This window comes from Streptococcus infantis (genome assembly GCF_018499575.1).
In the GTDB taxonomy this organism is placed as follows: Bacteria; Bacillota; Bacilli; order Lactobacillales; family Streptococcaceae; genus Streptococcus; species Streptococcus infantis_K.
In genome coordinates, this window is sequence record NZ_JAHDAP010000001.1 from 809,423 (window position 1) to 821,627 (window position 12,205).

A 12,205-nucleotide genomic window follows, 5' to 3' on the forward strand; every position below is an offset into this window, starting at 1 on the left:
TATTCCCTTTCAATACTCCATTATAGCGTAAAGTCTTGATTTTTCAAGTCTTGGGTTCAGAAATTCCTAATATTTCTTGAATTTCAGTAAGCGTGAGACTTCCACGAGACTCTGTTCCATCTAATACTTCTGAGACCAGATTTCTTTTCTGCTCTTGTAACTCTTGAATCTTTTCTTCAATTGTTCCTCGAGTTACTAGTCGATAAACTTCAACAGCTTGTTCTTGTCCCATACGATGAGCCCTACCAATAGCCTGCGATTCAACTGCTGGATTCCACCATAAGTCGACCAGAACAACAGTGTCCGCACCAGTAAGATTGAGACCAACTCCACCAGCTTTTAGAGAAATCAAAAATACATCGCATTCCCCTTGGTTAAAAGCTTTGGTCATTTCTTGGCGTTCCTGTGAGGGAGTTGAACCTGTAATCTTAAAGGAAGTTAAACCAAGCTGTGGCAACTCCTCTTCGATGCGGTCCAACATCCCCCTAAATTGAGAGAAGATGAGTACACGATGATTTCCCTCAGCAATTTGACTGAGCAGATCTCGTAAACTATCAAGCTTTCCGCTATCCCCCTTATAATCCTTCATGAATAAGGCCGGAGTATCACAAATCTGACGGAGACGCATGAGACCCGTTAAAATTTCGACACGATTTCGTTGAAATTCTGACTCAGTTACTTGCACCAAGCGTTCTTGCATCTGTTGCAATTGAGCTAGATAAATGGCTTTTTGCTCATCTTCCAGTTCATTCTTATAAACCACTTCGATCAAATCAGGTAGTTCAGTAAGGACATCCCCTTTTTTCCGACGCATCACAAACGGTTTAATAAACTGAGCAACTCTATCGGCTGGTAATTTCATAAAGTCTTTTTTTGCTGGTAGAAGCCCTGGCAAGACAATTTGAAAGATAGACCATAATTCCCCTAGATTATTTTCAATTGGTGTTCCAGAAAGAGCAAAAACTGATGGAACCACAAACTTTCTCAAAATCTTAGCAATTTTGGTTTGGGCATTTTTCATCACTTGGGCTTCATCCAAAAATAGAAAGTCAAAAGACATCCGCTTGTAACTGTCACTATCCTGACGGAAAGTGGCATAACTCGTCAGATAAATCTGATGATTTTCTGCTAAAACAGTCTCACGATAAGGTTTCAATCCATGTACAACAGCTACATCTAAATGAGGTGCAAATTTTTCAAATTCATCAGCCCAGTTATAAATCAAACCAGATGGAGCAAGAATTAAGACACGGGTATTGTCTTGAAGCTGGCTACTTAGAAAAGCGATAGCTTGCAGGGTCTTGCCAAGCCCCATATCATCTGCTAAAACTCCACCAAATCCATAATGGTGAAGCATTTGAAGCCATTGAATTCCCTTTTTCTGATAGTCTCTGAGTTCTGCTTTGATATTCAGAGGTTTCATTGGAAAATCTTCTGGATGCGTTAAATCATGTGCCAAATGTCGGAATTCTTCAGTAAATGTAACTTGATCCTGGTCCTTAAATAGATAGGAAAGTGTATAAGCTAAAGATTTACGAGCATGGAAAGAATCACTCTCCATCTCTTCAATTCCTAAATCCTCTAGATCCTGACGAATACGCTTGGTCTGTTCATCGAAATAATAGACCTGATTAGAGGGACTGATATAATAATCTTGCTTTGCGACTAAGGCTTTCATCGCGCGATTGATTTCTTCTTGATCAATATCCTGAAAATCAAATTGAATTTCTAAAAGAATTCCCTTCGAAGATATCTGAACTTGAGGCTTCTGAACCCGATAAAGATCTTGTAGGCTCTCTGAAATCTTTAATTCTCCAAGGGCTGCAAAGGCTGGTAAAACTTCCTGAAAGAAAGCATGGACACCTTCTGCTTTTAGACTTTGACGCCACGATTGAAATTCCGCTTCAAATCCTGCTGATAGAGCCAACTGAAAAATCTGTTTCTCTAGTTGAATATCACTAGCAAAAGGGAGATTCTCTAGTTCATTACGGTTCCTAACTAAGCAAGTTTCATATTGAAACTGCATATCTAGACGAATGGAACCATCTTCTTCTCGTTCCATGTAGAAAGAAGGACGGAAAGAGTGGATTTTAAGACCATCAGGAATATCAACTGTTCCAAGGTTTTTAAAGCGTGATAAGGTTGATGCTAAGCGATCTCGATCGCTGGTATCAAATTGTAAAATCTTTTTGCCGCTACTGTCCAAAGGCACTTTTCTTAATGTATCTAACAAGCTGGCCTGTTCTTTTGACAAGAGATAAAAAGTTCCTTTTGAGAATAGTACTTGTCCTCTATAAAAGAAATTGATTCCTGCCCGTTCAGAAATTTCCATCTCATAATAGTTGGATTTTTCTTCAATCTGAAAAGAAAATAAGCCTGCTTGACCATCAAAATCCTGGAAAAGAAGATGGTGATATGTCGAAAGCTGATGATCAAATTGAAATACACTTAAACCCATCAGTAGGCTAGCACCCTGTTCAAAAAGAGACTTAGGGAAATAGAGGTGTCGTCCTTGATTTGGGAAAAAAATAGTGTACTCAACCTTCTCGACAACCAAACCTAGTAAGAAATTCAAGACTTCCTGGCTGCCTTTATCAAAGTGCTCAAATCTTAAAGAAGACTCGTAACTTTTTCCTATCATGTAAGGTTTGTTAGCCTCAATAACTTTTAAGAAAAGAGGGATATCTCTAATCACATAAAACTTTTCTTGTTGAGAAAGACCAACCCTTAACGTCCAGACAATGCGATTAGTCCCTGCTTCCACCTGTCCTTGAGCAGAAAGCTGATATTTATCAGCCTGACTTGGAAGTTGGATTGATTCTAAAAAATTCCCTCCAATAGTTACCTGTGACTCAACAGTCTCTTTCTCTTCCTGATTAGCCTCCAAGTTAAGCAAGATTTTCTGTCCTAGCTGGTCATTTTTAAAGTAAGTTTCCAGTGCTGCCAAATGAACACAGTAACCTCTTTTTTTGAAAAAATCACATGCACAAAAAATTAAATCATCATCCAAACTATAGCGAATTTCTTCATTTGCTACACGCGCATAGATATAATGGTCTTGTTCTTTAACGATTTCAATCTTACCAGTTTCGTAGAGTGCTACTCCCTCCATTCGAAGTTTCCCTGGAATCAATTTAGCCATAGTTTCCCCTTTACTTTATCTCTTAATTATACCATATTTCTGCCTATGAAAATAGCCTTCTAGGAAGACTTTTCTCCTAAAAGGCTAGTTTTTATTTATTTGAAAAAGTGACCAGCATTCGTTGGCAAACTTCTTCCAAGACAGATGTAGGCATGGCCACATTTAAGCGAGCGTGGAGGGCTCCTTCTTCACCAAAGTCTAAGCCTCTGTTCAGGATAACCTTGGCCTCATCTCTTAAGAGACTTCTTAGCTCGTCATCGTTTATATCATAGGCTGAAAAATCAAGCCAAATGAGATAAGTTCCTTGAGGTTTCATGACCTTAATTTTAGTTTCTTTTCCAAACAAATCCACTACATAATTGATATGCTTCTCAATCAGTTCTTTGAGTTCTGTCAACCAATCCTCTCCATAGCGATAGGCAGTTTCTGTTGCCAAATATCCCAAACCTGAGATTTCATGTTGATTATTGGCTAGCTGACGTTTTTGGAAAGCAAGTCTCAACTTTGGATTCTCGATAATAGCGTAAGAATTTTTCGTTCCGGCAATGTTAAATGTTTTGGTAGCACTGCTTAAAATCAGTGAAAATTCTTTAAAATCGTCATTTACCGTATTGAATGACTGGTGTTTATTTCCAAACAAGGCTAAATCTTGGTGAATCTCATCAGATACTAGCAAAACACCATGTTTTTTGCACAGTTGTCCAATCTTTTCCAAGACTTCTTTCTCCCAAACTCGTCCACCAGGATTATGAGGATTACAAAGAACATAAAGTTTCACATCCTCTTCGACAAATTCTTTTTCTAATTGATCAAAGTCAATCTCAAAGAGTCCATCTTTTTCCACTAGAGAATTGGTGATCAATCTACGATTATTGAGCTTAATGCTCCGAGCAAAAGGTGGATATACGGGAGTGTTAATGAGCACTGCTTCACCCTCTTTGGTAAAGGCTTGAATGGCTGTTGAAATGGCTGGTACTACTCCTTCGATAAAGACCAGGGAATCCTTATCAAAGCGATAACCATGGTGTTTTTCTTCCCAGTCTTGAACTGCTTCAATCAATCCATCACTAGCATAGGTATAGCCATAGACTAATTGCTCTGCATAATCATGAACTGTCTGACGAATCTCTGGTAAAACCTCAAAATCCATGTCTGCAATCCAGGCTGGCAATACTTGACGGTCAGTCTCTGCTTCTTTCCATTTATAGGTATGATGTCCAAAACGATTGGGCAAGGTCGTAAAATCATATTTTCCCATAATTTTATCCTTCCAAGGCTTGACGCAAGTCTTCAATCAAATCTCTAGCATCCTCAATCCCAATAGACAAGCGCAAGAGGTCATCTGTCAGTCCATAAGAATGACGAACATCTGCAGGAATGTCTGCATGGGTTTGAGTGGTTGGATAGGTAATCAGGCTTTCTACACCACCTAAGCTTTCAGCAAACGAGAATACTTTCAAAGTATTTAAGATATGAGGAATACGCTTCTCATCTGCTACCTTAAAGGAAATCATTCCCCCGCGTCCTGTATACAAAACTTCTTTGACAGCAGGTGATTGCTCTAAAAAGGCTACAATTTCTTGGGCATTAGCAGTTGAGCGCTCCATACGAAGTGACAAGGTCTTCAGACCACGAATCAATTGATAACTATCAAATGGTGACAAAACAGCCCCTGTCGTATTGAGATTGTAAAAGAGTTTTTCGTATAAATCAGCACTATCTGTCACAACTACACCAGCTAGCACATCATTATGTCCCGCAAGGTATTTTGTTGCTGAATGAAGAACAATATCTGCTCCATCTTCAATTGGACGTTGGTAAATCGGACTGTAGAAGGTATTGTCTACGACAACCTTAGCACCTTTAGCATGAGCTAATTTTGATAATTTTTCAATATCAAATTCCAACATTAAAGGGTTGGTTGGTGTTTCGATATAAAGTACATCCACATCCTTTTCTAGCTCAGCAATCAACTCTTCTTCTGTATTAGCATAGGTAAAGTGGAAACGTCCTTCTTGCTCAACTTGATTGAACCAGCGGAAAGAACCACCGTAAAGGTCACGGACAGCCAAAACTTTGCTTCCTACTGGAAAGACACTAAAGGCCAAGACAATCGCAGACATACCTGAACTAGTTGCCAAAGCATAGTTGGCGGATTCAATGGCAGCCAAGACTTCCTCTGCTTTACTACGAGTTGGGTTTTTAGTACGTGTATAGTCAAATCCAGTTGATTGACCGAATTCTGGATGCTGATAAGTCGTTGAAAAGTGGAGTGGAGTTACCAAAGCTCCCGTTGCCTCATCAGACTTGATACCTGCTTGTGCTAAAATTGTGTTAATGTGAAATGATTTGCTCATACGTTACCTCCAAATCTATACTAACTATTGTACCACTTATTTTGGAACCTTCGTTTTCTTGTTTTCAAGAGCCAGTTATAGTTTCAAACTATATGAAAAACGATAACCTAATTAAAGGTTACCGTTTTTACATTTAGAGTCCCTACTTAACGTGTTTAGCTAGATCTTCTTGAGCTTTTTTATTAGATTCTTCTTTTTCTTTCAGCCATTTTTGTCTAGCTTCTTCATACTCGGCCGTTGTAACAACTTTATCTTGCAGTTTAACATATTTGTAGGATTCAACACCTTTATTTCCTGCTTGAGAGAAGGCAGCAGAGAATGGGACTGTTTTTCTGATTCCTGGTGTACCACCTTTAGATACGTTCGGAAGTGTGAGGGCACTATCCACCAACCAAGCTTGTGCTTCAGCGTACTTATCATAACGTTTGTTCAAATCTTGTTCAGCATTAGCTTCTTCCAACATCTTAGTATAAGTATCCAAACCAACCGCGTTTGCTTTGGCATTTGCTTCTCCTGGTTCCAAACCAAGGTTTTGCAATGAACCACCACTTGTCAGACTTAGAGTATCAAGATAGGTTGATGGATCTTGATAGTCTGGTCCCCAACCACCATTGTAGAGGTCGTAGTCTTTTTGAGCAGCTGTGTTTGCAAGATAACCAATACTATCCATTTCTTCTGTGCTAAGCATTTGAATATCGATAACGACATTATCTGCACCCAAGACTGACTCGATAGATTGCTTAAATGAACTTGCCTCTTGGACACCTTTTTTGAAGGTTTGATCAACTGGTAAATCTAGGTGAATTGGGAATTGAACGCCCTTAGCTTCCAATTCTTTCTTAGCTTGTGCAAAGACTTCTTTGGCCTTGTCGGCATTATAGTAAGCATCTTGTGCATCAGCAAAGTTCACATTTTTCCAAACTTGACCGTAGTTAACCATCTTAGAAGCTACGACATCACCAAAATCTTTACCATCGAGGGTTACAAATGACGGTGGAACGAGCAAGTTTCTGATAATCTTAGTTGCTCCCTCTTCCCCTTGTGACTGAGCTCCATAGGCAGTACGGTCATAGGCAAAGTTCATAGCTTGACGGAACGATTTATTCAAAACAGCTTCTTGTTGGGCTGTCTTTTCAGCATCTGTCGTTTTTGATGTGTGATTATATGATTTTCTATCTAGATTGAAGTTAAAGTAGAAAGAAGTCGCATCTTGCATACTATAGATGATATTATCCTTGTATTTCTCTTGTACACCTGCAAAACTTGAACTATTTGGATAGAGACGAGCAAAACTATAAACACCTTCGCTAAAGTTACGAACAAGCGCATCTTGGTCGCTTCCATCATAGTAAGTCAACTTGACATCATCTACAAATACATTTTTTGCATCCCAATAGTTTGGATTTTTCTTGTATTCAAGAACAGATTTCGAAGTGAATGATTTGAGAATAAACGGACCATTATACAAGATATTTGATGGGTCCACCTTACCGAAATCATCTCCTTTTGAGTTCAAGAAATCAGCATTTACTGGGAACAGAATAGTTGCAGTTGTTTTTGAATTCCAATAAGGTTCTGGTTGAGTCAAAGTATATTGAACAGTCTGGTCGTCAATAGCTTTTACTCCAACTGTTGAAAAGTCTGTAGTTTTTCCGCTAACATAGTCTGCCAAACCAGCAACAGAATCTTGCACTAGATACAAGGCTTCTGAATTTTTATCCGCAGCATACTTCAATCCTGTCACAAAATCTTGTGCTGTCACTGGTGCATACTCTTCACCATCTGCTGTATACCATTTGGCGTCCTTACGAAGTTTGTAAGTATAAGTCAAACCATCTTTGGAAACAGTCCAATCTTCTGCCAATGAAGGAATGTAGTTCCCGTATTGATCATTTTCCATCAAACCATCAACCAAGTTTGTCACAACATCACCTGTTGTTGCACGGTTTTCTAGGAGATAGTTAAGACTTGAGGGGTCATTACCATATACATAATTATATGTCTTTGTAGAACTAGCTGAGTTGCTACAAGCCGCCAATAGCAGACCGGCACTTAGGGCAACGCCTGCTAGCGTCAGATATTTTGCCTTAGACTTTTTCATAAACAGAACCTCCAAATTTAAATATTTGTATCATTATACAGCTATTGTTTTTTTTAGTCAAGTGATTATGCTCTAAAATTTATATTTTTCTACATTTTTTATATTTTTTTGTATTTTTTTAAGAAAAAAAGAACAATTTAGACTTTTTTTACGTAAAAAGTTCAAATTGTTCGTTTTATTTATAAACTATTATGATAATTTTAATTGTGCTCGCAACTGGTTAGCTTTTGCCTGTCCAATGACCTTATCCAAAAGTCGAGTATAGAGAGTCATGAAGCCATAGAGGCCTCCACCGATTGTACCGATCAAGGCGACATAGAGGAAACTCCAGAAACGACCAGTTGGTTGGAAGACAAATCCAAGAATCCATTGTAAGAAGCCTACTAGGATAAACATCACTAGTGTCAAAATAGTGACTAGAATTGTTCTCTTCAAGATAACCTTACGACGAGCTCCAGTAATCCGACAAATTTCACGGTACATCAAAACAATTGGTATGATGAGACCGATTGTCGTTGAAATGAGAGGACCATAACTATGGAAAATAGCTATCGATGGCAATTGCAAAACAATCTTAGCAATTGAGCCATACACAAAATACAAGACTGCCTTGCGGTTACGGAACATAGCCTGAAGCATTGGTGACAAGACCATGTACAAACCTAAAATTGTTGACTGCAAGACCGCAAAGACAAACAAGCCCATTGCCAAGCCGTCTGGCTTACCGTAAAAGACTGTATAGAGTGGTTCTCCCACCATTACGACTCCAACTGTTGCAGGTATCAGGAATAAGAAGAGCATCGTGATACTATCTTGTACCAAGCGAGAAGCTGCTGGCAAATCACCCTTGACATAGTTCTCCGTCAAGAGAGGTAAACCAACACTACCAATCGAAACTCCAACCGATATGAGAATCATGGTGATTTTATTTGGATTGGCAGAGAAATAAGAAAACATGACAACTAAGTCTTCATTACTGTAGTTGGTAAACCACTTCATGCTATTGATAAAGGTCATCTGGTCTAAGATTTGGAAGAGTTGAATAGCTGAACCAGTTATAATAAAGGGAATAGCTTCCTTAATCGTATCTACCAAGAGACCTTTACTATCAATCTTATCTCGCGTTTCAAAAACTTTTTGAAGCAATCCCTCTTTGTAAAGGAAATAGATCAAGACTGCAAAACTAGCCACCATTCCCACAAAGGCTGCAAAGGTAGATTGGGTGACTGCTGCTAGATAATCTTTCGAACCGAGCTTCATGATGATAAAAGTCGCTAAGAGCATCCAAATGACTCGGATAACCTGTTCAGCAATTTGACTCATAGCATAAGGTTTGAGATTATTCATTCCTTGGAAAAATCCACGAATCACACTCATAGACGGGAAAATCAAGACAGCCCAAGCTAGACTTTGCATAATGGGAATCAAGTCCTTCCCTACACCGGAAAGATCTGCCAACCAAGGCGCAAAGAGATATAAAACCAAAGCAAAGGCAAGACCCAATACAGTCATAAAGCCTAAGAAGCTCCGAATCAGGGCAAAACTATGCTCTTCCTCATGCATGGTATTGTATTTAGCGACCTGCTTAGCAACTGCAACTGGGATACCTGCTGTCGAAATCAACAAGAACCAGGCGTAGATATTATAACCCATGGTAAAGAGACCGTTAGCCGTTGCAGCATAAGTCCCCATCCAGATATACCAGGGAATAATGTAAATAGCTCCGAGCAGGCGACTAATAAAGTTACTTGCTGTTAGCCAGGCAGTCCCTCGTAACATCTGGGCCTGCTGATGATTATTTTCGTTAGACATAACTTCCTCATTCATTTTTAATAACTAGGAAATGTTCCTTATCTTCCATTATAAACTTTTCCTTGTTACTTGTAAAATTCAGACTTTCAGTTTACAATAGAAAGTATGATAAAGATTGAAACTATATTAGATATTTTAAAGAAAGATGGTCTCTTCCGTGAGATTATCGACCAAGGACATTACCACTATAACTACAGCGATGTTATTTTTGATAGCATTAGTTATGATAGCCGAACAACCAAAGAAAATACTCTATTTTTTGCCAAAGGAGCTGCCTTTAAAAAAGAATATCTGTTTTCAGCTATCTCACAAGGGCTTGGTTGGTACGTGGCAGAGCAGGACTATGAAGTTGGTATTCCTGTTATTGTTGTTAACAATATCAAGAAAGCCATGAGTTTGATTGCCATGGAATTTTATGGCAACCCTCAGAATAAACTCAAAATTCTTGCTTTCACTGGAACTAAAGGAAAAACAACAGCGGCTTACTTTGCCTATCATATCTTGTCCCAACGCTACCCAACAGCTCTCTTGTCAACAATGAATACAACTTTAGATGGTAAGACTTTCTTTAAATCTTCCTTCTCAACACCTGAAAATATTGATCTCTTTGATATGATGGCTCAAGCGGTTAAGAATGGTAGAACTCATCTGGTAATGGAAGTTTCCAGCCAAGCATATCTGGTAAATCGAGTGTATGGTTTAACTTTCGACGTGGGAGTTTTTCTCAACATCACACCAGACCATATTGGACCGATTGAGCATCCAACCTTTGAAGACTACTTCTACCACAAGCGTCTCTTGATGAAAAATAGCCGAGCAGTTATCATCAATAGTGATATGGATCACTTCTCTGTACTGAAAGAACAAGTAGAACATCAAGACCATGACTTCTATGGTAGCCAATCTGATAATCAAATCGAGAACTCCAAAGCCTTTAGCTTCTCAGCTACTGGTAAATTAGCTGGAGATTATGATATCCAGTTAATTGGATACTTCAACCAAGAAAATGCTATTGCAGCTGGACTCGCTTGTCTTCGTCTAGGGGCTAGTCTAGAAGACATCAAAAAAGGGATCGCAGCAACTCGCGTTCCTGGTCGTATGGAAGTCCTCACTCAGAAAAATGGCGCAAAAGTATTCATTGACTACGCACATAACGGTGATAGTCTGAAAAAATTAATCTCAGTTGTTGAAACTCATCAAACTGGAAAAATTGCTCTAGTCCTTGGTTCTACTGGAAACAAGGGAGAAAGCCGTCGTAAGGACTTTGGACTTCTCCTCAATCAACATCCTGAAATTCAAGTATTCCTAACAGCTGATGATCCAAACTACGAAGATCCAATGGCCATTGCAGATGAAATCAGTAGCTATATCCATCATCCTGTTGAAATGATTGCTGACCGTGAGCAAGCCATCAAGGCTGCTATGACTATTACGAGCCAAGCTGAAGATGCTATCATTATCGCTGGTAAAGGTGCTGATTGCTACCAAATCATTCAAGGTAAGAAAGAAGATTATCCAGGTGATGCGGCTGTTGCAGAACGTTATCTATAGTCAAACGAAACGAGGCTAGGAAATTTTCCTAGCCTTTTCTATTGTTTCATAAATATCAGTCTTTCCTTGTCCAAGTCCACTGCTAATTCATATTTGCCTTCATCATTTTTTCGGATATATCCTAAGACTTCTAAACTATCGACAAAGATGTCTCTGCGCTTTTGCTGGACTTCATATTTTTTGAGAAACTTGAGCAAGAAGGTTGTCATATACTTGAGAGCATACTCGGGATTGACGTCTCCTAAAATGTCATACAGTCTCTGCTGTTCTTTTGTCAGCGGATATTGGTGCTTGACCTTGTAAAAGTAATTAGACAAGGTCATCTTTTCCCTTGCAAAATCCGTATACTCTTCTAAAATAGCTGCATTGGTTTGATTGCGCAATTCAGTCTGAAAATGTTTCCCTAAGATTTCTTGATAGATTGGACTATCATCTCTCACAAAAACTTCCTGGTCTAGTTCAAGAGATTCTGTAGACTCTAGAAAAGGGAGATTGAGATAATAGCGTTTATTTTCTCGAAGGATGAGGCCCGCTTTAATATATTCCTCCATCATCTTGTCCACTGGCTGATCTGGAAATTGAGCCTTGATCTGCCGCAAAATTACATCATCCTGCTGGTCTAGATAGTTGATCAAGTCCTTAAAAAAAGGCTGACGCGTCAAGCGTGTGGGATTAATAATTGTAATCATCCGTATATCTTTCTTTAAACTGTAGACGGGGAGACTGGGCCAACTGACTGGGATTGGTTCCTGGCTGATTCAGAGGCGCAGTTAGTCCTAGTTCTCGGTAGTAATCTTCCCAAAACGAACTAATCTCTTGTTCTCCTTCACCAAACTTCATGGGAATGGTCTCAAAGATAGGAAGTAGTTCAGCGATGAACTGGGAACAATAGAAACCATCTCCATTTGGATAAAAGGAAGCATTGTAGGGAGCACCTAAAAGGTTTTCTGCTCGCTTTTTGACTTCTTTGTCATCAATCTCTGCATAGCGGTATAGGTCATATACCTTCTCAGCTTCAAAGAAATCTTCAGGTGACTGGGCTAGGACGCCACCTTCCGCCGTAGCATGATAGACCTTTCCGTCTAAAAAGATAGCCACATGGCTATAGTTCCCAGTTGATGCCTGGATGGCCTGCCCCATTTCCGTATTTTCTCTCACAAAAATCAAATCGCCAGATTCTAACATGGTCTCCTCCTAGCAAAAAAGGAGCCGAAACTCCTTTTTAACAATGGGTTATCCCCT

General features: G+C 39.3%; 8 protein-coding genes. 1 reads left to right on the forward strand and 7 read right to left on the reverse strand.

All coding sequences use genetic code 11. The features are described 5' to 3' along the window. Positions 1-43: 43 nt before the first annotated feature. The 5 genes from KJR31_RS03965 to KJR31_RS03985 all read right to left on the reverse strand — a co-directional run bounded on the left by KJR31_RS03965 (position 44) and on the right by KJR31_RS03985 (position 9,412). Positions 44-3,142 (reverse strand): DEAD/DEAH box helicase, encoded by a 3,099-nt coding sequence (locus KJR31_RS03965; RefSeq protein ID WP_214262172.1) that lies wholly within the window; start codon positions 3,140-3,142, stop codon positions 44-46. A 91-nt stretch (positions 3,143-3,233) separates the two neighbouring features. Beyond that, a complete protein-coding gene (locus tag KJR31_RS03970; RefSeq protein WP_214262173.1) occupies positions 3,234-4,400 on the reverse strand; it encodes a MalY/PatB family protein in 1,167 nt (388 codons plus the stop codon). Between the two features lie 4 nt (positions 4,401-4,404). Continuing rightward, complete coding sequence (locus KJR31_RS03975; protein WP_214262174.1) at positions 4,405-5,499, reverse strand: cystathionine gamma-synthase; 1,095 nt, start codon at positions 5,497-5,499, stop codon at positions 4,405-4,407. A gap of 142 nt (positions 5,500-5,641) precedes the next feature. Next, positions 5,642-7,600 carry a peptide ABC transporter substrate-binding protein gene (locus KJR31_RS03980; RefSeq protein WP_214262175.1) on the reverse strand — a complete coding sequence of 653 codons (1,959 nt, stop codon included), beginning with the start codon at positions 7,598-7,600 and terminating at the stop codon, positions 5,642-5,644. 189 nt (positions 7,601-7,789) lie between these two features. Further along, the gene (locus KJR31_RS03985) at positions 7,790-9,412 is read right to left on the reverse strand and encodes a putative polysaccharide biosynthesis protein (protein WP_214262176.1); all 1,623 of its coding nucleotides are present in this window, start codon (positions 9,410-9,412) and stop codon (positions 7,790-7,792) included. Between the two features lie 105 nt (positions 9,413-9,517). Between KJR31_RS03985 and KJR31_RS03990 the strand changes: the two genes are divergently transcribed. After that, complete coding sequence (locus KJR31_RS03990; protein ID WP_214262177.1) at positions 9,518-10,963, forward strand: UDP-N-acetylmuramoyl-L-alanyl-D-glutamate--L-lysine ligase; 1,446 nt, start codon at positions 9,518-9,520, stop codon at positions 10,961-10,963. A 38-nt stretch (positions 10,964-11,001) separates the two neighbouring features. On the opposite strand, the gene KJR31_RS03995 is transcribed toward KJR31_RS03990, so the two are convergent. Together KJR31_RS03995 and KJR31_RS04000 are read right to left on the reverse strand one after the other, a co-directional pair. After that, entirely contained in the window at positions 11,002-11,652 is a 651-nt protein-coding gene (locus KJR31_RS03995; protein ID WP_214262178.1) for a DUF1803 domain-containing protein, read from the reverse strand. Further along, complete coding sequence (locus tag KJR31_RS04000) at positions 11,636-12,148, reverse strand: YiiX/YebB-like N1pC/P60 family cysteine hydrolase (protein WP_214262179.1); 513 nt, start codon at positions 12,146-12,148, stop codon at positions 11,636-11,638. Before KJR31_RS04000 ends, KJR31_RS03995 begins: the two co-directional genes overlap by 17 nt. Positions 12,149-12,205: the final 57 nt, after the last annotated feature.